20 protein-coding genes are annotated in these 22,354 nt (G+C 64.6%); 11 read left to right on the top strand and 9 right to left on the bottom strand.

Features of this window, described 5'->3' with window-relative positions; genetic code table 11:
- Nucleotides 1–14 precede the first annotated feature (14 nt).
- From ACSR1C_RS00720 to ACSR1C_RS00700, 5 genes are all read right to left on the bottom strand, one after another.
- The gene (locus ACSR1C_RS00720) at nt 15–3,128 is read right to left on the bottom strand and encodes an efflux RND transporter permease subunit (RefSeq protein WP_460257407.1); all 3,114 of its coding nucleotides are present in this window, start codon (nt 3,126–3,128) and stop codon (nt 15–17) included.
- 24 nt (nt 3,129–3,152) lie between these two features.
- Complete coding sequence (locus ACSR1C_RS00715; RefSeq protein ID WP_460257406.1) at nt 3,153–4,298, bottom strand: efflux RND transporter periplasmic adaptor subunit; 1,146 nt, start codon at nt 4,296–4,298, stop codon at nt 3,153–3,155.
- 266 nt (nt 4,299–4,564) lie between these two features.
- Nucleotides 4,565–4,903 (bottom strand): hypothetical protein, encoded by a 339-nt coding sequence (locus tag ACSR1C_RS00710; protein WP_460257405.1) that lies wholly within the window; start codon nt 4,901–4,903, stop codon nt 4,565–4,567.
- Between the two features lie 164 nt (nt 4,904–5,067).
- Entirely contained in the window at nt 5,068–5,667 is a 600-nt protein-coding gene (locus tag ACSR1C_RS00705) for an alpha/beta hydrolase (protein WP_460257404.1), read from the bottom strand.
- A 7-nt stretch (nt 5,668–5,674) separates the two neighbouring features.
- Nucleotides 5,675–6,604, bottom strand: a complete 930-nt coding sequence (locus ACSR1C_RS00700; protein ID WP_460257403.1) for a VOC family protein — start codon at nt 6,602–6,604, stop codon at nt 5,675–5,677.
- A 125-nt stretch (nt 6,605–6,729) separates the two neighbouring features.
- On the opposite strand from ACSR1C_RS00700, the gene ACSR1C_RS00695 reads away from it, so the two are divergent.
- From ACSR1C_RS00695 to ACSR1C_RS00670, 6 genes are all read left to right on the top strand, one after another.
- Nucleotides 6,730–8,304, top strand: coding sequence for a GMC family oxidoreductase (locus tag ACSR1C_RS00695; protein ID WP_460257402.1), 1,575 nt, complete (start codon nt 6,730–6,732; stop codon nt 8,302–8,304).
- A 75-nt stretch (nt 8,305–8,379) separates the two neighbouring features.
- Nucleotides 8,380–9,198 carry a flagellar motor protein MotB gene (locus ACSR1C_RS00690; protein ID WP_460257401.1) on the top strand — a complete coding sequence of 273 codons (819 nt, stop codon included), beginning with the start codon at nt 8,380–8,382 and terminating at the stop codon, nt 9,196–9,198.
- Nucleotides 9,199–9,300: 102 nt separating this feature from the next.
- Nucleotides 9,301–10,596 carry a flagellar hook protein FlgE gene (locus tag ACSR1C_RS00685; RefSeq protein ID WP_460257400.1) on the top strand — a complete coding sequence of 432 codons (1,296 nt, stop codon included), beginning with the start codon at nt 9,301–9,303 and terminating at the stop codon, nt 10,594–10,596.
- 24 nt (nt 10,597–10,620) lie between these two features.
- The gene (gene flgK / locus ACSR1C_RS00680) at nt 10,621–12,078 is read left to right on the top strand and encodes a flagellar hook-associated protein FlgK (protein WP_460257399.1); all 1,458 of its coding nucleotides are present in this window, start codon (nt 10,621–10,623) and stop codon (nt 12,076–12,078) included.
- Between the two features lie 2 nt (nt 12,079–12,080).
- Entirely contained in the window at nt 12,081–13,097 is a 1,017-nt protein-coding gene (locus ACSR1C_RS00675) for a flagellin (RefSeq protein WP_460257398.1), read from the top strand.
- The gene (locus ACSR1C_RS00670) at nt 13,094–14,200 is read left to right on the top strand and encodes a flagellar basal body P-ring protein FlgI (RefSeq protein WP_460257397.1); all 1,107 of its coding nucleotides are present in this window, start codon (nt 13,094–13,096) and stop codon (nt 14,198–14,200) included. Before ACSR1C_RS00675 ends, ACSR1C_RS00670 begins: the two co-directional genes overlap by 4 nt.
- Before the next feature lie 26 nt (nt 14,201–14,226).
- On the opposite strand, the gene fliP is transcribed toward ACSR1C_RS00670, so the two are convergent.
- From fliP to fliF, 4 genes are read right to left on the bottom strand one after another with little or no spacing between them, the layout of a single operon-like run.
- A complete protein-coding gene (fliP, locus tag ACSR1C_RS00665) occupies nt 14,227–14,961 on the bottom strand; it encodes a flagellar type III secretion system pore protein FliP (protein ID WP_460257396.1) in 735 nt (244 codons plus the stop codon).
- Between the two features lie 2 nt (nt 14,962–14,963).
- Complete coding sequence (locus ACSR1C_RS00660) at nt 14,964–15,242, bottom strand: FliM/FliN family flagellar motor switch protein (RefSeq protein ID WP_460257395.1); 279 nt, start codon at nt 15,240–15,242, stop codon at nt 14,964–14,966.
- Complete coding sequence (locus ACSR1C_RS00655; RefSeq protein ID WP_460257394.1) at nt 15,235–15,837, bottom strand: FliH/SctL family protein; 603 nt, start codon at nt 15,835–15,837, stop codon at nt 15,235–15,237. Before ACSR1C_RS00655 ends, ACSR1C_RS00660 begins: the two co-directional genes overlap by 8 nt.
- Nucleotides 15,834–17,447 carry a flagellar basal-body MS-ring/collar protein FliF gene (gene fliF / locus ACSR1C_RS00650; RefSeq protein WP_460257393.1) on the bottom strand — a complete coding sequence of 538 codons (1,614 nt, stop codon included), beginning with the start codon at nt 17,445–17,447 and terminating at the stop codon, nt 15,834–15,836. Before fliF ends, ACSR1C_RS00655 begins: the two co-directional genes overlap by 4 nt.
- Before the next feature lie 126 nt (nt 17,448–17,573).
- Here fliF and ACSR1C_RS00645 point away from each other — a divergent pair, with 126 nt between their 5' ends.
- From ACSR1C_RS00645 to ACSR1C_RS00625, 5 genes are all read left to right on the top strand, one after another.
- Nucleotides 17,574–18,068, top strand: a complete 495-nt coding sequence (locus ACSR1C_RS00645; RefSeq protein WP_460257392.1) for a flagellar basal body-associated FliL family protein — start codon at nt 17,574–17,576, stop codon at nt 18,066–18,068.
- A 10-nt stretch (nt 18,069–18,078) separates the two neighbouring features.
- Complete coding sequence (locus tag ACSR1C_RS00640; protein ID WP_460257391.1) at nt 18,079–18,534, top strand: hypothetical protein; 456 nt, start codon at nt 18,079–18,081, stop codon at nt 18,532–18,534.
- The gene (locus tag ACSR1C_RS00635; protein WP_460257390.1) at nt 18,531–19,124 is read left to right on the top strand and encodes a MotE family protein; all 594 of its coding nucleotides are present in this window, start codon (nt 18,531–18,533) and stop codon (nt 19,122–19,124) included. Before ACSR1C_RS00640 ends, ACSR1C_RS00635 begins: the two co-directional genes overlap by 4 nt.
- A 69-nt stretch (nt 19,125–19,193) precedes the next feature.
- Nucleotides 19,194–20,060, top strand: coding sequence for a flagellar motor stator protein MotA (gene motA, locus ACSR1C_RS00630; RefSeq protein ID WP_460257389.1), 867 nt, complete (start codon nt 19,194–19,196; stop codon nt 20,058–20,060).
- Nucleotides 20,057–22,279 (top strand): hypothetical protein, encoded by a 2,223-nt coding sequence (locus tag ACSR1C_RS00625; protein ID WP_460257388.1) that lies wholly within the window; start codon nt 20,057–20,059, stop codon nt 22,277–22,279. Before motA ends, ACSR1C_RS00625 begins: the two co-directional genes overlap by 4 nt.
- Nucleotides 22,280–22,354 lie beyond the last annotated feature (75 nt).

Below are 22,354 nucleotides of genomic sequence, written 5' to 3'. Positions count from 1 at the left end.
GGGGCCACTGGCACCTATCTTTCCAGCGGCTGGTCGGATTTGCGGAACAGCCGCGTCACGATGACATAGAACAGCGGCACGAAGATCACGCCCAGTACGGTGCCCGAAATCGTGCCCGCGAATACGCCCGAGCCGATCGCGTTACGCCCGCCGGACCCGGCGCCGGTGCTCAGTACCAGCGGCAGAACGCCCAGCGAGAATGCCATCGAGGTCATGATGATCGGCCGGAACCGCTGCCGCGCGGCCTCTTTCACCGCGTCGAACAGTGGCTCGCCGTCCTCATATCTTTCGCGCGCGAATTCGACGATCAGAATGGCGTTCTTGCCGGTCAGGCCGACCACGGTCAGCAGGCCGACCTGAAAGAACACGCCGTTGTCGAAGCCGCCCAGCCAGGCCCCGGCAAGCGCGCCGATCACACCCACCGGCATGACGAACATCACCGCGAACGGAATTGCCCAGCTTTCGTACAGCGCGGCCAGGCACAGGAACACCGCCGCCAGCGACAGCGCATAGAGCATGGGCGCCTGATCGCCCGAATCGCGCTCTTCCAGCGACAGGCCGGTCCAGGCGATGGCGAAGCCGGGCGGCAGTTGTCCGGCCAGGCGTTCCATCTCGGCCATGGCTTCGCCGGTGGACACGCCGGTGGCGGGGCTGCCCTGAATCTGCATCGCGGGCACACTGTTATAGCGGGTCAGGCCCTGCGGCCCGTATTGCCAGTTGCCGGCGGCGAAGTTGGAGAACGGCACCAGCCCGCCGCTGGCATTGCGCACCCGCCAGCGTTCGACGTCGGACGGGGCCGAGCGGGCGAACGCTTCGCCCTGAACATAGACGCGCTTGATCCGGCCGCGATCCAGAAAGTCGTTCACATAGCGACCGGCCCAGGCGATCGACAACAGATCGCCGACATCCGAGGCCGACACCCCGACAGCCCCGGCGGCGCGCCAGTCGATATCGAGGTTGAACTGCGACGCATCCTCCAGCCCATTGGGGCGGGCCGAGGCGATCAGCGGGCTTTGCGCCGCCATGCCCAGCAGCATGTTGCGCGCTTCCAGCAGTTGGTCGTGCGTCTGTCCGTTGCGGGCCTGAAGGTAGAAATCGAAGCCACTGACGTTGCCAAGTTCGATCACCGCGGGCGGCACGATCGGGAATACCAGCGCATCCTGCACCTGGCTGAACGCGCCATACGCCCGTCCGGCCACGGCCTGAACGCTTTGCGAGGGGTCGGGGCGCTCCGCCCAGTCCTTCATCCTGACGAAGGCAAGGCCCATGTTCTGCCCCTGACCGGCAAAGCTGAAGCCGACCACGCCGAAAACGGATTCCACATTCTCTGCCTCGGTGACAAGGAAATGGTTCTCGACCGTTTCGACCACTTTCTGCGTCCGTTCGGTGGTGGCGCCGGAAGGGGCCTGGATCAGCGTCAGCAGGATGCCCTGATCCTCGTCGGGCAGAAAGCCGGTGGGCGTTTTCACGAACATCCAGCCCATGGCGACGACGATTGCGACATAGACCAGCAACACCCGGAACGGGCGGCGGATGATCCAGCCCACCGATCCGGCATAGCCGCCCAGCACCTTGTCGAAGCCCTTGTTGAACCAGCCAAAGGGGCCGCGCGCGGCGTGATGGGCATCCTTGTTGCGCAGCAATGTCGCACACAGGGCGGGGGTCAGCGTCATCGCCACCAGCACCGACAGCCCCATCGCCGAAATGATGGTGATGGCGAATTGCTGATAGATCACCCCGGTCGAGCCGCCGAAGAACGCCATCGGCACGAACACCGCCGACAGAACCAGGGCGATGCCGATCAGGGCACCGGTGATCTGGTCCATGGATTTGCGGGTGGCCTCTTTCGGGCTCAACCCTTCCTCCTCCATGATCCGTTCGACGTTTTCCACCACCACGATGGCGTCATCCACCAGCAGGCCGATGGCCAGAACCATGGCCAGCATGGTCAGCGTGTTGATGCTGAATCCGGCCAGCCCCAGAATGCCGAACGTGCCCAACAGCACGACGGGAACCGCCAGGGTGGGGATCAGCGTCGCCCGGACGTTCTGAAGGAACAGAAGCATCACCAGGAACACCAGAACGATCGCCTCGAACAGGGTTTTCACCACCTCGTGGATCGAAATCTCGACGAAGGGCGTGGTGTCATAGGGGATGACGTAGCTGACATTTTCCGGGAAGAAATGCGAGAATTCCTCGATCCGTTCCTTGACCAGCTCGGCGGTGTCCAGCGCGTTGGCGCCCGAGGCAAGGCGGATCGCCATCCCGGCCGAGGGCTTGCCGCCATAGCGCGCGAGGGTGCTGTAGTTCTCGGCCCCGATCTCGACCCGGGCGACGTCTTTCAGCAGCACAAGCCCGCCATCGGTTTCGGCGCGCAGCACGATCTGTTCGAAATCCTCCGGCGTGCTCAGCAGCGACTGGGCGGTGATCGTCGCATTCAACTGCTGGCCCTCGACCGCGGGGCGGTCGCCGAACGCCCCGGCCGAGACCTGCGCGTTCTGCTGCGAGACAGAGTTGACCACATCGGTGGGCGTCATCTCATACGCTGCCAGCTTGGCTGGATCGAGCCAGATCCGCATGGCATATTTGGCGCCGAAGATCTGCACCTCGCCCACGCCTTCGATCCGGCTGAATTCCTCTACCAGGTTCGAGTTCATGTAGTCGGCCAGGTCGACCTGCTCCAGCGTACCATCGTCAGAGATCAGCGCGATCACCATCAGGAAGCTGGCCGAGGATTTCTGCACCGTCACGCCAAGGCGCTGCACGGTTTCAGGCAGCAGCGCCGTGGCCTGGGCCAGTTTGTTCTGGACCTGAACCTGGGCGATGTCGGGATCGGTGCCGGTCTCGAAGGTCAGCGTGATCGAAGAACTGCCCGCCGAGGTCGAGCTGGAGCTGAGATAGCGCAGCCCGTCCAGGCCGGTCATCTGCTGCTCGATCACCTGGGTGACCGTATTGGCCACCGTATCGGCCGAGGCGCCGGGATAGTTGGCCCGGATCGCGACCGAAGGCGGCGCAATCTGTGGGTATTGCGCAATCGGCAACGTCAGGATCGACAAAAGGCCGATCCCCATGATGATGATTGAAACAACCCAAGCAAAGACAGGCCGGTCGATGAAGTAGCGTGCCATCCGTGGCTCTCCCGCTGATTAGGTTCAGTCTTGCGGCGCGGCGGCCGCCTGGCGTTCCTGCGGCGCGACCACAGCGTCGGGGCGTATTTTCTGCAACCCTTCCACGATGATCCGGTCGCCATCCTCCAGCCCCTCGCTGACGATCCAATAGGGGCCGCGGTCCCGTACGACGGTCAGCATGCGCTGTTCGACGACGTTATCCGCGTTCACCACCATGGCAATGGGATTGCCGCGCCGGTCCCGGGTCACGCCTTCCTGCGGCGCAAGGATGGTATCCTTGATGACGCCCTGGGGCATCTCGACCTGCACATACATGCCCGGCAGAAGCAGCCGGTCGGGATTGGGAAACTCCATCCGCAGCACCACGACGCCGGTCAGTTCGTTCACATGGGATTCGGCGGCGGTCAGTTCGCCGGTATGCTCATAGGGGTTGCCGTCGGCCAGGGTCAGAACCACGGTGCGGTCGGCATCGCCAAGTTGTTCGTCGGTATGGCCGCGCCGCCAGCGGATCAGTTCGGCGGCCGATTGGGTGACGTCCACCAGCACCGGATCCAGTTCGCGGATCACGGCCAGCGGTTCGGCCTGCCCGGCGGTGACCAGCGCGCCCTGGGTCGTCAGCGACCGGCCGATGCTGCCCGAAAGCTGGGCGCGGATCGTCGTGCGGTCCAGGTCGATCTCTGCGGATTGAAGCTGGGCTTCCGCGACCTGAAGGGCGGCGGCGGCGGCATCGCGGGCGGCAATCGCGTCATCGACATTCTGCTGGCTGGCCACGTTGCGGCCCAACAGGGCCTCGACCCGGTCGGCCTCTTTTTCGGTGGCGCTGATGGTGGCCTGCGCCTGGGCCACGGCGGCCCGCGCCGCGGCGACCTGTGCCTCGTAGGTGGCCGAGTCGACCCGGTAAAGCGCATCGCCCACCGTCACGTCGCTGCCCTCTTCGAACAGCCGTTCGGTGATGATGCCGGCGACCTGGGGCCGCACTTCGGCCACGCCAGAGGCGACAACGCGTCCCGGCAGGGTCGCGGTAAGGGTGGCATCCTGGGATTTGAGCGTGACGACAGTCACGGGGATTGCCGGCGGGGCCTCCTGCGCCACGGCCTGACCGGCGAAGCCGCCGACCAATGACAGGGGGAGGATGAGCTTTGCAAAAAACGCTGCCCGGACTAGCGCCATGTTCCGTCTCCTGAATTCTGTGGGGGCCTGAAAAGCATCCGCGGCCGGCCTGACCCATTGGGTAACTTCTTTGAATCTATATGGGCCGGAGAATTCTGGCACAAGCCAAATAAAACAATTCTGTTTAGATGTGCCGGGACGTTTCCGGCGGGTGATGCGGTGGCAAATGCTTTACCGCGTTGTATCCGGGCGCGAAGCGCGCGCCGCGGGGCTGGCGTGTGCCATGGCCGATCCCACCGTCGCCGCCTGGCGCGCGACCGGAAAGGTTAGCGTGCTTCTGCCTCGGCGGCGGCGTCATCCATGCGTTTGGCAAGTTCGGCATCCACCGGGTTCATGAAGGCCACGCCGTACAGCCCGATCAGGACCACGGTCATCACCGACGCGCCGATCGTCACCCGCCTGGTCTTGAGATGTGCCCAAAGCGGCCGGCGGTTCAGATAGATATGCAGAACCGAGGTGATCGACAGCAAAATGCCGAACAGCTTGTGCACCGGGTGCATCTGCATCGTGAAGGATGGCCGTTCGACGATCAGCGTCATCAGACCCGATGACACCACCGCGACGATGGAAATCAGCATCAGCATGGCGATATATTTGCGAAACATGGGGCACCTCGAATATTTGCAATCCGGATTCTGCGTCGCAGCGAGCCCCGCCCGGGTCAAGCCGGATTGTACCGTCGCCGCCGCCGTTCCGGGCCAAATTGCATTCAAGCCCACGGATATACATCGCAGGTTTATGGCTTTGCCCCGCCCTTTGCCGCCGCCGGTCAGTCGGCCAGAAACTCCCGCACCGCGGTTAGTTCGGTATCGCGGATTTCATGGCCGCCGGGATGCCAGTCCCCTGTCACGGCCGCGCCCTGTTCGGAATAATATTCAATCAGAGCCCCGGTTATCGGTGCGGGGCAGATCGGATCGCGCCGCCCGGCGGTGATCAGAACGCGCCGCCCGGTCAGGCCGGGCTGCGGCGCGGGTGGCCACGGGATCAGCGGATGCATCAGGATCAGATCGTCGAAAAGGCCGGGATGCAGGAAACTGACCGCAGCCAGGATATTCGCGCCGTTGGAATAGCCCAGCCCGATGGTGCGCGCGGGCTGGGCCCTGGTCTTTGCCGTCGTCACGAACGCGGCCATGGCCGCAACCCGCTGTGCCAGATCGGCCATGTCATAGTTCCCTTCGGCGCGGCGCCGGAAAAAGCGCAGCGCGCCGGCCTCGGACACATCCCCGCGTGGCGAAATCACCGTGGCCCCTGGTATCAACTCCTGGCCGAAACCGTGAAACTGGGTCTCGTTCCCGCCGGTGCCGTGAAAGGTGAAGATCAGCGGGCTGCCGGGCGCACCGGGGGTGGTTTGGGTGAAATAGTCACTCATCTTGGGATCAATCCTCGATCGGGGTCAGGTATTTCTGTTCCAGAACCGGGCGCAGATGCGCGTGCTGCGCGGGCAGTTTCAGCGCTTCGCCCAGATGCGCGCTGTCTTCGTCGCGGTCAAACCCGGGCTCGTTGGTGGCGATCTCGAACAGCACGCCGCCGGGGGTGCGGAAATAGATCGCCCAGAAATAATCCCGGTCGATCACCGGCGTCACGTCATAGCCCGTGTCCATCAGCGCGCGGCGCACCTCCAGCTGCTTTGCGCGATCCTCGACGGCGAAGGCGATATGGTGCACCGATCCGGCGCCCTGACCCGCCGGCGGGGCGTTGACGGTTTCGATGTCGATTACATCGGCGCCGTTGCCATCCGGCACCGCAAACCGGGTGATCGCGCCTTGGCGGTCGATCTGCTCGAACCCCATGAATTTCAGCAATTCGGCAGAGGCGCCCGCGTCCGCCAGACGCATGGCGGCGGAATGGAAACCGTGGATCGCCATGTCTTCGCCGACGCCGTTGCCGGTCCAGGGGGTGCGGGTATCCTCGCCCTCGATCAGCGCCAGGCCATCGCCGTCGGGGCCGCGAAACAAGAGCCTGTTCTGGCCAAAACGGCTGTCTTGCGACAGGCCGGAGATGTCGAAACCGGCAAGCCGCGCCCGCCATGCGGGCAGGCTGCCTTTGGGCACGGTGAAGGCGGTGACAGAAACCTCGCCGGTGCCCGCCCGGCCGCGCCGCGCCCCTTCGAAGGGAAAATAGGTCATGACCGACCCCGGCGTGCCCATCGCGTCGCCGTAATACAGGTGATAGACCTGCGGCGCGTCGAAATTCACGGTTTTCTTCACCCGGCGCAGGCCCAGAACCTTGGTGAAGAAATCATTGTTGTCTTGCGCGGCGCTGGCCAGCGCGGTGACATGGTGCAGACCTTTGATCTGATCGAGCATGGGGGCCTCCTTTTTCCGGGGCGATATTGCAAACGTGGTTGCGTCATATGTCGTGGCTCTGTTCCATAGGGAAACCCCGGCAGGATCACGGGGTCTGTGCAAATCTGCACGAAGGGGAGGGGACAATGGAATTCGACTATATCGTCGTGGGGGCGGGATCGGCCGGCTGCGTGTTGGCCAACCGCCTGAGCCGCAAGGCCAGGGTCCTGTTGCTGGAGGCAGGCGGCAAGGACAACTATCATTGGATCCATATCCCCATCGGCTATCTTTACTGCATCGGCAATCCGCGCACCGACTGGGGGTTCAGCACGGCCCCGGATCCGGGGCTGAACGGGCGCAGCCTGCTGTATCCGCGCGGGCGGGTGCTGGGCGGCTGTTCGTCGATCAACGGGATGCTCTATCTGCGCGGGCAGGCGGCGGATTACGATCACTGGCGGCAGTTGGGTAATACCGGCTGGGGTTGGGACGATGTGCTGCCCTATTTCAAGGCGTCCGAGGATTACTTTGCCGGTGCGGACGACGCCCATGGCGCGGGCGGCGAATGGCGGGTGGAAAACCAGCGGCTGCGCTGGGGGGTGCTGGACGATTTCATGGCCGCCTGCGTGGCCGAAGGCATCCCGCAGACGGATGATTTCAACCGGGGCGACAATGAGGGCGTCGGCTATTTCAAGGTGAATCAGAAACGCGGCTGGCGCTGGAGCAGCGCCAAGGGCTTTCTGCATCCGGTGAAGGACCGGATGACGGTGGAAACCCACGCCCAGGCCGAAAGGATCCTGATTGAAAACGGCCGGGCAGTGGGCGTGCGATACCGCCAGAACGGCCAGATCAAGGAGGCGCGCGCGCGGGCCGAGGTGGTGCTGGCCGCCGGCGCGATCGGCTCGCCACACTTGCTGCAACTGTCAGGCATCGGGCCGGGGGCCCTGTTGCAGCAACACGGGATCGAGGTGCTGCATGAGGTGCCCGGCATCGGTCAGAACCTGCAGGACCATTTGCAGGTGCGCTGCGCCTATAAGATGCACGGGGCCAAGACCCTGAACACGATGGCCGCGACCCTGTTCGGCAAGGCGAAAATCAGTCTCGAATACGCCTTGAAACGCTCGGGCCCGATGTCGATGGCGCCGTCGCAACTGGGGGCGTTCGCACGCTCTTCGCCCGATATGGCGACGCCCGATCTGGAATATCACGTCCAGCCCCTGTCGCTGGAGGCATTCGGCGGCGATCTGCACCCGTTCGATGCGATCACCGCAAGCGTGTGCAATCTGCGCCCCGACAGCCGCGGCCATGTGCAGATCACCTCGGCCGATCCCAGGGCGGCGCCCGAAATTATGCCGAACTACCTGTCGGCACCGCGCGATCGCCGGGTCGCGGCCGAGGCCATTCGCCTGACCCGCCGGATCATGGCGCAGGACCCCATGGCGAAATACGCGCCTGAAGAGTTCAAACCCGGACCCGACTACGAAAACGACACCGATCTGGCCAAGGCCGCGGGCGACATCGCCACCACGATCTTTCACCCCGTGGGCACGGTACGCATGGGCGCCGACGCGGCCGCGCCGCTGGATCCGCAACTTCGGATGCGCGGAATCGGCGGGTTGCGGGTGGCCGATGCCAGCGTCATGCCCACCATCACCAGCGGCAACACCAATTCGCCCACGATCATGATCGCCGAAAAGGCCGCCGCCATGATTCTGGCGCAATAGCGCGCATTTTAAAGGTTAAGCCCGTGTTCACGCCTGGCTGCTATCGCTGGCCTTGGGTGAATACGAGGTGGTGAAATGAGCGCATCAGGCAATGCGCCAGTCATCATCAAGCGAAAGAAGGTTGTCGCCGGTGACGGGCACCACGGTGGGGCGTGGAAAGTGGCCTATGCCGACTTCGTGACTGCGATGATGGCCTTCTTCATGCTGATGTGGCTGCTGAACGCGACGACGGAAAAACAACGCAAGGGGATCGCGGATTACTTCAACCCGACGATTCCGGTGAACCGTATCTCTGGCGGGGGCGAAGGGGCCTTTGGCGGTGAAAGCATCTTTTCCGAACAGATTCTGGCACAAAACGGCACCGGCGCCACCGACAAGCGTGCCACCAGCGAACGCCAGGCGCGCGGGCAAAGCGGGGCCGAAGCCGCGGCCGCGTTGCAGCAGGTCGAACAGATGCTGCGCGAACGCGGCGGCGAAAGCATGGTGGGCGACGAAATTCTGCGCCATGTCGTGACCCGCGTTACCGACGAGGGCCTGATCGTGGAGCTGTTCGACCGCCCCGGCAGCCCGCTGTTCGAGGAGGGCAGCGCCCGCCCGACGCCGATGATGGTCGACCTGACGGCGATGATCACGGATGTGTTCGATCTGGCTCAGAACCAGGTGGCGATTGGTGGCCATACCCGGGCGCATCCACGGGTTCTGATCGAGGATCCGGCCTGGGATCTGTCCACCCGCCGCGCCCAGGCGGCGCGCGGGATGATGGAGGCCGCCGGCCTGCCGCCCGCGCGGGTGCAGCGCGTCACCGGCCATGCCGACCGCAGCCCGGTCGCGCGCGACCCGATGGCGGTGCGCAACAACCGGCTGGAACTGGTGCTGCTGCGCGCTGGCCCGTGACGCGGCAAAGTCTGTCGCATTTTACCTATTAGCGCCCTGTTAAGCGCGGCCCTGTAACGCTTGGTTCAGACAAGGGGTCGAAGCAGCAGAAAGGCGCTACCCATGACCATATCCTCCTCGCTCAATGCCGGTGTGGCCGGGCTCAATGCCAATGCTACCCGTCTGGCCACGATTTCAGACAATATCGCGAATTCGTCTACCTATGGCTATAAACGCTCGGATACCGAATTTCATTCGATGGTGATCGACGGGTCCGGTGGCTATGCCGCGGGCGGTGTGCGTTCGACCACCCACCGCATGATCGACGAAAGCGGGCCGCTGATTCCGACCAGCAACCCGACCGATATCGCGATCAGCGGGCGCGGCATGATCCCGGTGACGGATTCCGCCTCGGTGAACAGTGGCGGCACGATGCCGATGTATCTGATGACCACGGGGTCGTTCTATCCGGACGAAAACGGTGTGCTGACCACCAGCACCGGCATGGTTCTGATGGGCTGGCCGGCAGAGGCCGACGGCAGTGTGCCGACCTATCCGCGCGACACGATCGACGGGCTGGAACCGGTCCAGATCGACGTCAACCAGTTCGCCGGCGATCCCACGACACAGATGGAACTGGGGGTCAACCTGCCCGCCACCGCGACAGAGGTCGGTGCCTCGGGCGACCCGCTGGATCTGTCGATCGAATATTTCGGCAATCTTGGTACCTCCGAAACCCTGACCGTCAGCTTTATACCGACGATCCCGGCCAGCGGCTCGTCGAATGAATGGACCATGACCATCGCCGATTCCGCATCCGGCGGGGCGACGGTGGGCGAATATGTCCTGACCTTCGACGACAGCCGGGCCGATGGCGGGACGCTGGCCTCGGTCACCACGATTTCGGGCGGGGCCTATGACGATATCAACGGCACCCTGACCGTTGATGTGGACGGCGGCCCGATGGAAATCACCATCGGCAGCCTGGGCGACCCGGCGGGGCTCACTCAACTTTCCGACAGTTTCGCGCCGACCTCGATCACCAAGAACGGCTCGCCGGTGGGGAATCTGACCTCGGTCGAGATCGATGAAAACGGATTCGTGCACGGAATCTACGACACCGGGTTCACGCGCACGATCTATCAGATCCCGCTGGTCGATGTGCCCAACCCGAACGGGCTGATCGCGCTTAGCAACCAAGCCTATCAGGTCTCGCCCGACAGTGGCGCATTCTTCCTGTGGGATGCCGGCGACGGCCCGACCGGCAGCGTTGTCGGCTACGCGCGCGAGGAATCGGCGACCGACGTGGCTGCCGAACTGACCCAGCTGATCCAGACCCAGCGGGCCTATTCCTCGAACGCGAAGATTATCCAGACGGTGGATGAGATGCTGCAGGAAACCACCAATATCAAGCGCTGACACAACGCGGGTTAGGATCTTGCCATGAGCATTTCGGGCTCTTTGTCCAATGCGCTGTCCGGGCTGACCGCCAGCGCCCGCGCGGCCGAGGTGGTGTCGGCCAATGTGGCCAATGCCCTGACGGATGGCTACGGCCGCCGGGTGTTGGAAACCTCGTCGCAATCGGTCGGCGGCACTGGTGCCGGGGTGCAGATCGACGGTGTGCGCCGGGATGTGGACCGGATCGTGTTGGCCGATCGCCGTCTGTCGGACGCCGCCAGCGGACGGGCCGATCAAAAAGCGGCCTTTTACGTCACGCTCGAGGCTTTGGTCGGCCTGCCCGAAAGCGAGGCGTCGCTGAACGGGCGTATCGCCGCGTTCGAAAGCGCGCTGACCGAAGCGGCCAGCAGGCCTGATTCCGACGCGCGGTTGGCGCAGGTTGCCGACACGGCCGGCGCGTTACAGCAACAGTTCGCCGCCATTTCGGGCGGAATTCAGGACCAGCGGATGGCGGCGGACCGCCAGATCGGCACACAGGTGGACATGCTGAACGACCGGCTGGCCAAGATAGCCGATCTGAACGGCGAGATCCGCCTGCATCAAGGCGCGGGCCACGACGCGACGGCGTTGATGGATCAGCGCCAGATCCTGGTCGACGACATCGCCGGTATCGTGCCTTTGCAGGTGATGCAGCGCGATCACGGGCAGATCGCGCTTTATACCACCACCGGCGCCACCCTGCTGGAGGGTAAACCGGGGGTCTTCGGCTTTGCCGAAACCGGCACGATTGTGCCTGAAATGACCCTTGGTTCCGGCGCGCTGTCAGGGCTGACCCTGAACGGTCAGCCGGTTTCGACCGAAGGCGCCCATTCCCCGATCGCCGGGGGCAGTCTGGCCGCCCTGTTCGATCAGCGCGACGTCTGGGCCGCCGATGCGCAGGCAGAGCTGGACGCGGTCGCCCGCGATCTGATCGAACGGTTTCAGCAACCGGGGCTGGACCCGAGCCAGCCCCCCGGCGCGGCGGGCCTGTTCACCGATGGGGGCCTTGCGTTCAATCCCGCGAACGAGACCGGGCTGTCCGCCCGCTTGGCGTTGAACCCGGTGGTTGACCCGGCGCAGGGCGGCGATCTGTGGCACCTGCGCGCGGGCCTGGGCGCAACCGATCCCGGAAATGCGGGCGATGCCACGTTGCTGAACGCCTTTGCCGACGCATTGGCCGAAAGCCGCGCGCCGGCCTCGGGCCGGTTTTCCGGGGCGGCGCGTAGCACATCAAGCCTTGCGTCAGAGTACCTGTCCTTCGTGGCCAGCACCCGACAGGGGGCCGAGGCCGATCAAAGCTATGCCCATGCCAAGGGGGAGGCGCTGCGCGCCGCCGAACTCGCTGGTGGGGTCGATACCGATCAGGAACTGCAAAACCTGCTGATGATCGAAAACGCCTATGCCGCGAATGCCCGTGTCGTGCAGACCATCGACGATTTGATTCAAACCCTGCTGAGTATCTGACCATGATGACCTCTCTCACGACCGGCGATCTGGCGCAGAGCTTCCATTTGCGCCGTCACAACCAAACCCTGAAAACGCAACTCGATACCTTGGTGCAGGAGATCGCGACCGGCCAGACCGCCGATCAGGGCGCACGGCTTTCGGGCGATTTCATGCCGCTTTCCGCGATCGAGCGCAGCCTGACCGCCCTCGATGCCTACAAAACCACAACGGCCGAGGCGGCGCTGATGACGCAGGCGATGCAGGTCAGTCTCGACAATCTGGCCGGGGCCGCCGATCAGGTGACGCCCGCGCTGCTGCTGGCTGGCGGCGCGCCCGAGGCGACGCTGCTTGCGACCACCGGCGCCGATGCGCTGGGCAAGCTGGAACAGGCCGTCGCGGCGCTGAATGGTGCGGTTACGGGGCGCGCGCTGTTTTCCGGCGCGGCCACGGATACGCGGGCGCTGGCCCCGGCCGACGTGATGATGGCAGAGCTGAAAACCCTCATCGCCGTGGAAACCACGCCGGGCGGCGTGATGGCGGCGGTCGCGGCGTGGTTCGACACGCCCGGCGGCGGGTTCGAGACGGCGATCTATGGCGGCGCCGACACGGCGGCGGGGCCCATGCGGCTGGCCGAGGGGCAGACCCTTTCGCTGGACGTCACCGCCGCCGACCCGGCATTGCGCGATGTCCTGCGCGGGCTGGCGACGGCGGCGCTGTTGGCCGACGAGGCCACGCTGGGCGGCGATGTGGATGCGCGTGCCGGGCTGGCGCTTATGGCGGGCGAGCATCTGCTGACGGCCGAGGGGGCGCTGTCCACCCTGCAGGCCGAGGTTGGCACGGCACAAAACCGGATCGAGACCATTCAGGTGGAAAATGCGGCCCAGACCACGATGCTGACACTCGCCCGGACCGAACTGATCGGCGCCGATCCCTATGAGACCGCAACCGAGCTGGAAGCCGTCCAGACCCAGCTTGAAACGCTCTATACCATCACCGCGCGCCTGGCGCGCCTCAGCCTTGCGGATTACCTGTCATGATACGTCTTGCCCTCGTCACCGCCTTTTTCTTCGCCGCCGCCCTGGGCACGGCAGGGGCGGCGCCGATCCGCATCAAGGATCTGGTGGAATTCGACGGGGTCCGGGGCAATGATCTGGTGGGTTACGGTCTGGTCGTCGGGCTGAACGGCACCGGCGATGGCCTGCGCAATGCGCCCTTCACCGAAGAGATCATGTCGAACTTGCTGGAACGGCTGGGGGTCAACGTTGCGGGCGAGCAGCTTCGCCCGAAAAACGTGGCCGCCGTGTTCGTCACGGCCACCCTGCCGCCCTTCGCGCGGGTGGGCGGGCAGATCGACGTGACCGTATCGGCGATCGGCGATGCCAAAAGCCTGCTGGGCGGCACCCTGATCATGACGCCGCTGAACGCGGCGGATGGCCAGATTTACGCGGTCGGGCAGGGCACGGTGATCGCCGGGGGCGCCTCGGCCGAAGGGGCGGGTGCCTCTGTCGTGCAGGGGGTGCCGACATCGGGCGTGATCCCGGCCGGCGCACGGGTCGAGCGCGAGATTGCTTTCGATTTTTCGACCCTGACCCGCCTGCGTCTGGCGCTGCGCACACCGGACTTCACCACCGCAAGCCGGATCGAGCGCGCGGTGAACGAGACCTTTGGCCGGCGCGTGGCGCAGATGCTGGATGCCGGCACCGTCGAGCTGGATATCGAGGCGGCGCATATGCGTTCGCCGGCCCATGTGATCGGGCGGCTGGAAAACATTCCGGTCGAACCCCAGCGCAAGGCGCGTGTGGTGGTCGATCAGCGTTCGGGCACGATCGTTATGGGTGAAGACGTGCGCATTTCGCGTGTGGCGGTCAGCCAGGGCAATTTGACCTTGCGGATTCAGGAAGATCCCGTCGTCGTGCAGCCCAACCCCTTTGCCCGCGGTCAGACGGTGATCGTGCCGCGCAGCACCGCCTCGCTCGAAGAGGAGCCCGGCACCGGTCTGGCCGAGGTTGCCGGGGGCACGTCCCTGTCCGAGGTCATCGCCGGGCTGAACGCGCTTGGGGTGTCGCCGCGCGACATGATTGACATCCTGAAAAGCATCAAGGCCGCCGGCGCGCTGCACGCAGAGTTTGTGGTGCGTTAGAGACTGATCTGCCGTATCGGACAGGCTCAGAAATAACTGCGCACCAGTGCCTCGGAGATCAGCGTCCAGCCGTTCGCGACCACGAAGAAGGCCAGCTTGAACGGCATCGAGACAACCGCCGGCGGAACCATCATCATGCCCATCGACATCAGGATCGCCGCGACCACCAGATCGATGATCAGGAAGGGCAGGTAGATCAGAAAGCCGATTTCGAACGCGCGGGTGATTTCGCTGAGCAGGAAGGACGGCACCAGCAAGGAGAGCGGCGCCTCGGGCATCGGGGCGGGGTTGGCGCCGGGGCGCAGATCCTGCAACCGCGCAAAGGTTTCCCCATCGGTGCGGGCGGCCATGAAACTGCGGAACGGGTGCAGACTGCGGGCGAAGGCTTCTTCGGCGGTGATCTGATTTTCGATCAACGGGGTGATCCCGGTTTGCCAGGCTTCGGTGAAGGTGGGTTCCATCACGAAATAGGTCAAAAACAGCGCCAGACTGACGATCAGCATGTTGGGCGGCGATTGCTGCAGCCCGATCGCCTGCCGCAAAATAGCAAGCACTGTCACGATGAACGGAAAGCAGGTCAGCATGATGGCGAGGCCGGGCACGAGACTCAGCACCGTCAGCAGAACGATCAACTGCACGCTACGCCCCGCCAGGGAGCCGTCATCGCCCAGGTTGACGCTGATCTCCTGCGCCTGCGCCACATCCGGAACGAACAGTACGAGGGACAGCAAGAACAGCGTTGCAACAAGACGATTGGGCATGATCAGAGACTACTTTTCAGGTCTGCGACCTCGGTCAGGCGCACGGCAAGCTGGCCCGCCTGCTCGCCCTCCATCTCCTGCAGCTCGCCGCGCGCGATCAACTTGTCCCCGACGTAAAGCTCTACCGGATCGTCGATCCGCCGGTCCAGCGACAGAATCGCGCCCTGACGAAGGAGCAGCAGATCGCGGATCAGCGGGCGGGCCTTGCCGACCGAGATGGTGATTTCAAGCGGCACGTTGGTCAGCGGGTTCTGATCGCCCGGGCTTGTCGCGTTATCCATGGGTCTGCGTTTCCTTTTCAGCTTCGGTGGTCAGAAACCCGGCCACGGCATCGCGAATCCCCGCGATCACCGCGTCGATATCCAGTGCGGTTTCGCCCTGACCGCCGCGCAGGAATGCCTGCCCCGGCCCGAGGCTGGGCTCTTCGACGATGCGCAGGGGCAGCCCCGCGTCATCCTGCAAAAGGCGTTCCAGTGCGGCGCGGTTCGCCGGACTGACGATCAGATCCACAGGCGCGTTCGCGGCGGTTTCGGCCGCCGCGCGGCCAAGCTCGACCACGGTTTGCGCAAACCCGTCGCGCGCGAGGTCGGGCAGGACCTTGTCGGCCATCAGCGTCAGCAACGGGGCGATGGCGTCCAGAACATGCGCGCGGGCTTGGGCATAGGTGAAAGAGAGATCCTGTAGGGTTTTCGCGAAATCGGCGCTGGCCCGGGACTGGCTCTGGGCCTCGGCGGCGGCGGCGTCGTCCCATCCGGCCTTGTAGCCCTCCTCATAAGCGGTCAGGCGGGCGTCTTCGGTCAGCATCGCCGGATCGGGCCCCACATGGTCGCCCGAGGCGGTATCGCCGAAATCCTCAAGCTTCAGAGGGCGGGTCATCGCGCGGGTTCCTCGTCATCTTCCATCCAGTGGCGCAGAATTTCGATTGTTTCGGCGCGCCGGTCCTCGATCATCTGGCGCAGACGTTCCACCGGATCCGCCGATGGCGCGGGCAGCGGGGCCGGCTGGCCGGAAACCACGACCGGCAGGTCGTTTACCGCGGTATCGGGCAGGGTGCCTTGATCGATCTCGCCGGTCAGGCCGGATCGGGCGGCGGTGTTGCCGGATTCGGCGGGGGGAATGGGGGCGGGCAGACCCGGCGCCGTTGCCCGCCCGGAAAGAATCGGCCGCAGCACGAACAGGCCCAGCACCAGCAGCACAGCCGACAGAACCCCCAGTTGCACCAGCGCCATGAGATCAAGCGCCAGACGGTCCAGCAGGCCCGCCTCGGCCAGGGTTCCGGCGGGAACGACCGGATCGAACGGCATCGACCGGAGCGTGATGACATCGCCGCGCGCCGCATCGAACCCGACCGCCGAGGCGACCAGTTCCTCCAGCGCGCGCAGTTCCGCGTCTGGCAGGGGCCGCCAGACCTCGGTGCCGGTGTCGTCGACGGTGCGGAGCCCGTCCAGCATCACGGCAACGGTAATCCGCTTGATCGCGCCGGGGGTCTTGTGCACCTCGCGCTGGGTTTCGGAGACTTCGAAATTCACCCGCTCGCGGGTCTCGGTGTTGGAGGAAGAGGAGTTCCGGTCCGTCCCGGCATCGCCGTCGGGCAGGTTGCTGGCCACGGTCACCGCAGCGCCGCCCTGATCGCGGGCAGAGGTACTGCGCTCTTCGGTATCGGTGGAGATCGCCACCCGGCTGTCAGGGTCGAAACGCCGCTCGACGATCGATTCGCGGTCGGTCACGGTGTCCACGCTGACCTCGACCACCGCCTTTCCCGGCCCCATCCGGGCGGACAGCAGCCGTTCGACATTGTGCTTCAGGATTTCGGCACGGTCCGCGCCGCCAAGGCTGGGCGAAAGCTCTTCGTCCCCCGACACGACAAGCCCGCCGGCGGCGTCAATGACGGAGACATCCTCGGGCGACAGGCCCGCCACCGACGAGGCCACCAGATATTTCAGCGCTTTCGCCTGACCGGGTGACAGCGTTCCGCCGCCGGTGGTGACGGTGATCGCCGCTGTGGGTTTCAGGTCGCGGCGAAAGGGCTGGCCCGAAGAGTTGGCGATATGCACCCGGGCCGACCGGATTTGTGGGTTGGCCAGAATCGTGCGGGCCAGTTCACCCTCCTTCGCGCGCCAATAGGCGGCGTCGAACATCTGCGATGTGGTTCCGAACCCCGACAGGTTGTCCAGCAACTCGTACCCCGCACCGCCAGCGGCGGGCAGGCCTTCGCTGGCAAGCGTCATCCGCAGCTCGTCGCGCTGGGCGCCATCCACATAGATCGCGCCGTTCCGTACCTCATAGGCCGCGCCGCGCTGTTCCAGTGCCTGCACCACCTCGCCCGCCGCGCTGTTTTTCAGCCCCGAATACAGAAGCGCCATCTGCGGCGTCGTCGCCATCCGTGACATGGCCAGGATAGCCGCGAACATGGCCAGTGTCGCCAGCGCCACGATGACCCGGCGACGCGGATCAAGGTTGGACCAGACCGCGATAATCTGCTGCACGACGAAACTCCCGTAGCTTGGGCTTCTGCCCCCGTCCGTTTCGTCATCTTTCCCCGATCGGTCTTAACAATCGGTTAGCTCTCGTCGGCCTATAGCAGGGAGACGGCAAAAGAATGGACCCGGAACATGGCCGACCCCGACCTGGCGCAAGAAGAGCCGCCGAAAAAGAAATCCAAGCTCCCGCTGCTGCTGGGGTTTGTACTGGCCATCGTATTGGGCGGTGCCGGGTTTTTCGTGATGTATTCCGGCATGTTGGGCGGCGGGTCACAGGACGCACCGGGTGCCGCGGCAGATCACGGCGCGCCCGCACCGCTGGCCGGCGACATCGCCTTCGTCCCGCTTGATCCGCTGATTATCTCGCTGGGGCCCGGGGCGTCGAATCGGCATCTCAAGTTCACGGCTCAACTGGAGGTTTCCGCGTCCCACGCGGGTGAGGTCAGGGCGCTGCAGCCGCGAGTTCTGGATGTGTTTAACGGGTATCTGCGGGCGGTTTCAGTGGCGGATCTGGAGGATCCCTCGGCCCTGATCCGTCTGCGCGCACAGATGCTGCGGCGGGTCCAGATCGTGACCGGCGAAGGGCGTGTGCGCGACCTTCTGATCACCGAATTCGTACTGAACTGAGGGGGATGGAATGGCGTTGATTGCAGATATCCTTTTGGTCGCAGGGGCCCTGGGCGCGGCGTTCTATTGCATGGTCCTGTCGCGGCGGCTGCGGCGGCTCAACGACCTTGAAACCGGCATGGGCGGGGCGATCGCGGTGCTATCTGCGCAGGTTGACGACATGACCCGCGCGCTGGAGTCGGCCCGTTCTTCGGCCCGATCCTCGTCCTCGACGCTGGAGGATCTGACCGGGCGCGCCGATGGGGTCGCACAGCGGCTGGAATTGCTGGTGGCCTCTTTGCACGATCTGCCTTTGCCCGAGGAAAAACCGCCCGCCGCCCGCCCGCCGCAGCGCGATGCCGTGGATCCGTCGCCCGCGCGCCCGGAAAGACCGCAGGCGGTGGGGTTGTCGTTCATACGGTCGTCTCAGGCCACGCGCAAAGAGCCGCCGCTTGTGTTGCAAAACCGCCCGGAGGCCGCCGAATGACCCGCACCGGGCATGCGCGCCGCCGCGCCGGCCGGAGTGTGCTGTTCACGGTCTCGGCGATGCTGATCGGTTCTGGTTTGATTCGGCTGGGGAATGGTACGGGGCTTGCCGTCGCGCGCGAAGTCGGGGCGCTTGCACAGGGCCATGACACCGTCGCGCCGCCTGCGCCCTGTCAGGACGCGCCCGATATCGGGCCTCTTTTGGTGGCCCTGCAAGATCGCGATGCGCGGCTGACCGAAGCCGAGCAAAAGATGAACGAACGCCGCAGAACCCTGAATCTGGCCGAAGAGGAAATCCGCCGCCAGCTTGCCGCGCTGGAACGGGCAGAGGCGCGCCTGAAGGCCACCGTGGCCCTGGCCGACGAGGCGGCCGAGGGCGATATCGCGCGGCTGACCGCTGTTTACGAGAACATGAAAGCCAAAGACGCCGCGGCCCTGTTCGAAGAGATGGCACCGGATTTCGCGGCGGGTTTTCTGGGGCGGATGCGTGCCGATGCCGCCGCCGAAATCATGGCAGGCCTGTCCCCTGCGGCGGCCTATACCGTCAGTGTGATCCTGGCAGGCCGAAACGCCGCTGCGCCCACCGACTGATCAGGGTTTCTTAACCTGTCGGTGCAAGTTTCGGATGGGACACATCATGCGAGAATCGGAGGGTTGCCCATGATCGGTATTGTCGGGATCGTCGTGATCTTCGTCATGGTGTTCGGCGGCTATATGGCCGCGGGCGGTAAGATGGGCATCATCCTGCATTCTTTGCCCTACGAGTTCACCATGATCGGCGGTGCGGCCATCGGCGCCTTTGTCATCAGCAATGACCTGAGCGCGATCAAGCACACGTTCAAGGCGATGGGCAAGGTGTTCAAGGGTCCGAAATGGCGGCCGGATGATTACCGCGACCTGTTATGCCTGTTGTTCGAACTGATCCGCCTGGCGCGCCAGAATCCGGTCGGGCTGGAGGAACATATCGAGGCGCCTCACGATTCGGGCATTTTCGCCCGCTACCCGAAAATTCAGGGCGACAAGGAAGCAACGGAACTGATCTGCGATACGTTGCGCTCGGCTTCGATGAATTATGACGACCCGCATCAGGTGGAGGAGGTGCTGGAAAAGCGGATGGAGGCGAACCTGCATCATGCGCTGCATTCCTGCCACGCCCTTCAGACCGTGGCCGACGGCCTGCCCGCGCTGGGCATCGTCGCTGCCGTTCTGGGCGTGATCAAGACCATGGGGTCGATCGACCAGCCGCCTGAAATCCTTGGCAAGATGATCGGCGGCGCTTTGGTCGGCACGTTTTTGGGGGTGTTTCTGGCCTACGGGCTGGTTGGTCCCTTTGCCGTAAAGCTAAAGACGGTGATCGAGGAGGACAGCCACTTTTATCAGCTGATCCGCGAGGTACTGGTGGCGAACCTCTATAACCACGCCACGAATATCTGCATCGAGGTGGGCCGCCAGAACACACCCAGCCATTTCCGGCCAGCATTCACCGAACTCGAGGATGCGTTGAAAGCCACGAAGGACGCCGCATGAGGATATGGGCCGCCCTTGCCCTTACCCTGTTGGCCGCCCTGCCGCTGCGGGCAGAAACAGTTCGCGTTCGTTCCGGCGAACACCCGGATTTTTCGCGGCTTGTGTTTACCTTCGACGCCCCGACATCCTGGAGCCTGGAGCGGCGCGGCGATGGGTATGATCTTGTCCTGAACCGGCCGGATGTTCGTATTGACCTGTCTCAAGTGTTCCGATTCATCCCGCGCACCCGGTTGCGCGATATCAGTTTCGACGCGAGCGGTCTTCGCGGACGATTGACCGTAACCTGCCCCTGCCACGCCGAAGCCTTCGAAATCGGCCCGGGGAAACTGGTGATTGACATCAAGGATGGCCTGAATCCGGACGAGAATAGGCGCGAGGCGTCAAAACCCGCGCCCGATGCTATTGAAACCCGCCCTCTGCCCGAAAACCTGATGCGGCCGCCGTTGCGGGTTATTGGTGATTTTACCGGACCGGCCCCCGCGCCAGTGCCCCCTGCAACCCCGCCAATCAAGGAGAGGCAAGCCGACGCGGCGCGCGTGGCCGCCTTGCAAGAGGTGTTGCTCAAAGAGCTGAGCCGGGCCTCTGCGCAGGGTCTGGTAAAACCCGATATAGCGCCGCTGCCGATTTCCACGAACGCTGCCCCGCCCGTTTTGAAAATGCGCCCCGCGCCGCCCGACTCTGTGCCGCCGCCCGGATCGCCGGGATTGACCGTGGAAACCAGCGTCGACCGGGCCAGAAGCGCGATCTTTGCCGCGGCCAGCACCGATCAGGGTACAGCCTGCCAGCCCGCGCACCATTTTGATGTCGTCGGCTGGGGGCGTGATGAGCATCCCGCTGTACTGATCGCCGAGGCGCGCAACGGTATTGTGGGCGAGTTCGACAAGGTCGACCCGAAGGTCCTTCGCCGACTTGTGACAACCTACCTTTATCTTGGTTTCGGGGCCGAGGCGCAGGCGGCGATGCGGGGATTCGGCGTTGAGCCTGCTGATGCAGGGTTCCTGTCGGTGCTGGCGCAGATTATGGATGACGGCCACGTTGACACCGGGCTTTTGCCACAGGATCAGCTTGGCTGTGATGCGCCCGTCGCCCTCTGGGCGGCACTTGCCCGTTCCACATTGCCACGCGGGGTGGAAATCAACCAAACAGCCATTCTCCGCGCCTTTTCGACATTGCCGATTCATCTGCGCCGTCACCTGGGTCCCGGTCTGGCCGGGCGTTTTTTGACGATTGACGACCATGAGACGGCGACCGGTATCCGGAACGCCATTGCCCGTGCGCCGGGTGATCACGGATCGGGCGTCGCGTTGATGGAGGCGCAGATCGAACTGGCACACGGTATCCGTCCCGAGGCGGCGCTGAAGGATATCGTGGCGCGTGACGATCCTGCTTCGGTAGAGGCATTGCTTTTGTTGACGGAGGCGCGGCTTGCCGACGGACTTGCTCCGGCGTCTTCGGATGTGATTGCCGCGGCTGCTCTGGCGTTCGAACACCGCGAAACGGCCTTCGGTGCGCGGCTGGAACGGGTCTCGGTTCTGGGTGACGCCCGAAACGGCGCATTTGAGACAGGTTTTGCCAAGCTGGGCCGGCTTGACGAAACGCAGTCTGCACCGCTGCGTGCCGAGTTTCTGGAAATTTTCAACGCCAGTGCCACGGATGCGGATTTCCTGCGCCATGCCTATGCATTGCTTCCGGCCGATACCCGTCCGGAAATGGGCGATGCGGTTGCCATTTCGATCGCGCAGCGCTTTCTGGCGCTGGGCTTTCCGCAAGAAGCGCAGGCGATGCTTCCGCCGCACGGCGGGGCTGAGTCCGACAATCTGCGGTTGCTGCGCGCACGACTCGCCCATATCCAGGGGAACGCGGCAGAGCAGTTGCGCAATCTGGCCGGGCTGGCCGGCACAGAGGCCGAGCAAATGCGCGGCGATGCCTATGCCGCCCTTGGAAATTCCGAAGCTGCAGCGGATCACTACATGACTGCGGGGGCCGCCGCGCAACTGGCGGATTTGGCCTGGCAAAGCGGCGATTGGGCCCGGGTGGCCGATCTGGGGTCGGCAGAACAGCAACGTTTCGCCGCCGCGTATTTGCGCCGCGCGGAAGATGCCGATGTTGACGCCGCGCAAGGCGAACCCAGCCTGGCCTATACGCAGGTGTTGCTGCAGCGCAGCGCAGCGGCGCGGGATATCCTGCAGGGTTTGCTTGCAGACCCGGCTGCCCCATAAGCCCTGTTCTGGTTACACTTTCTCAATCCTGCCTGCCTAGGATCATCAGTGACGAAGATGAGCAGGAGCGGCCAG

This window comes from Actibacterium sp. D185-2 (assembly GCF_054954595.1).
The sequence above is the reverse complement of the archived record's forward strand: the minus strand, read 5'-3'. Positions and strand labels throughout refer to the sequence as shown.

Excerpts from the sequence above, each read along its gene's own strand:
- ACSR1C_RS00720 (WP_460257407.1), bottom strand. The coding sequence starts at position 3,128 with ATGGCACGCTACTTCATCGACCGGCCTGTCTTTGCTTGGGTTGTTTCA.
- ACSR1C_RS00715 (WP_460257406.1), bottom strand. The coding sequence starts at position 4,298 with ATGGCGCTAGTCCGGGCAGCGTTTTTTGCAAAGCTCATCCTCCCCCTG.
- ACSR1C_RS00710 (WP_460257405.1), bottom strand. The coding sequence starts at position 4,903 with ATGTTTCGCAAATATATCGCCATGCTGATGCTGATTTCCATCGTCGCG.
- ACSR1C_RS00705 (WP_460257404.1), bottom strand. The coding sequence starts at position 5,667 with ATGAGTGACTATTTCACCCAAACCACCCCCGGTGCGCCCGGCAGCCCG.
- ACSR1C_RS00700 (WP_460257403.1), bottom strand. The coding sequence starts at position 6,604 with ATGCTCGATCAGATCAAAGGTCTGCACCATGTCACCGCGCTGGCCAGC.
- ACSR1C_RS00695 (WP_460257402.1), top strand. The coding sequence starts at position 6,730 with ATGGAATTCGACTATATCGTCGTGGGGGCGGGATCGGCCGGCTGCGTG.
- ACSR1C_RS00690 (WP_460257401.1), top strand. The coding sequence starts at position 8,380 with ATGAGCGCATCAGGCAATGCGCCAGTCATCATCAAGCGAAAGAAGGTT.
- ACSR1C_RS00685 (WP_460257400.1), top strand. The coding sequence starts at position 9,301 with ATGACCATATCCTCCTCGCTCAATGCCGGTGTGGCCGGGCTCAATGCC.
- flgK (WP_460257399.1), top strand. The coding sequence starts at position 10,621 with ATGAGCATTTCGGGCTCTTTGTCCAATGCGCTGTCCGGGCTGACCGCC.
- ACSR1C_RS00675 (WP_460257398.1), top strand. The coding sequence starts at position 12,081 with ATGATGACCTCTCTCACGACCGGCGATCTGGCGCAGAGCTTCCATTTG.
- ACSR1C_RS00670 (WP_460257397.1), top strand. The coding sequence starts at position 13,094 with ATGATACGTCTTGCCCTCGTCACCGCCTTTTTCTTCGCCGCCGCCCTG.
- fliP (WP_460257396.1), bottom strand. The coding sequence starts at position 14,961 with ATGCCCAATCGTCTTGTTGCAACGCTGTTCTTGCTGTCCCTCGTACTG.
- ACSR1C_RS00660 (WP_460257395.1), bottom strand. The coding sequence starts at position 15,242 with ATGGATAACGCGACAAGCCCGGGCGATCAGAACCCGCTGACCAACGTG.
- ACSR1C_RS00655 (WP_460257394.1), bottom strand. The coding sequence starts at position 15,837 with ATGACCCGCCCTCTGAAGCTTGAGGATTTCGGCGATACCGCCTCGGGC.
- ACSR1C_RS00645 (WP_460257392.1), top strand. The coding sequence starts at position 17,574 with ATGGCCGACCCCGACCTGGCGCAAGAAGAGCCGCCGAAAAAGAAATCC.
- ACSR1C_RS00640 (WP_460257391.1), top strand. The coding sequence starts at position 18,079 with ATGGCGTTGATTGCAGATATCCTTTTGGTCGCAGGGGCCCTGGGCGCG.
- ACSR1C_RS00635 (WP_460257390.1), top strand. The coding sequence starts at position 18,531 with ATGACCCGCACCGGGCATGCGCGCCGCCGCGCCGGCCGGAGTGTGCTG.
- motA (WP_460257389.1), top strand. The coding sequence starts at position 19,194 with ATGATCGGTATTGTCGGGATCGTCGTGATCTTCGTCATGGTGTTCGGC.
- ACSR1C_RS00625 (WP_460257388.1), top strand. The coding sequence starts at position 20,057 with ATGAGGATATGGGCCGCCCTTGCCCTTACCCTGTTGGCCGCCCTGCCG.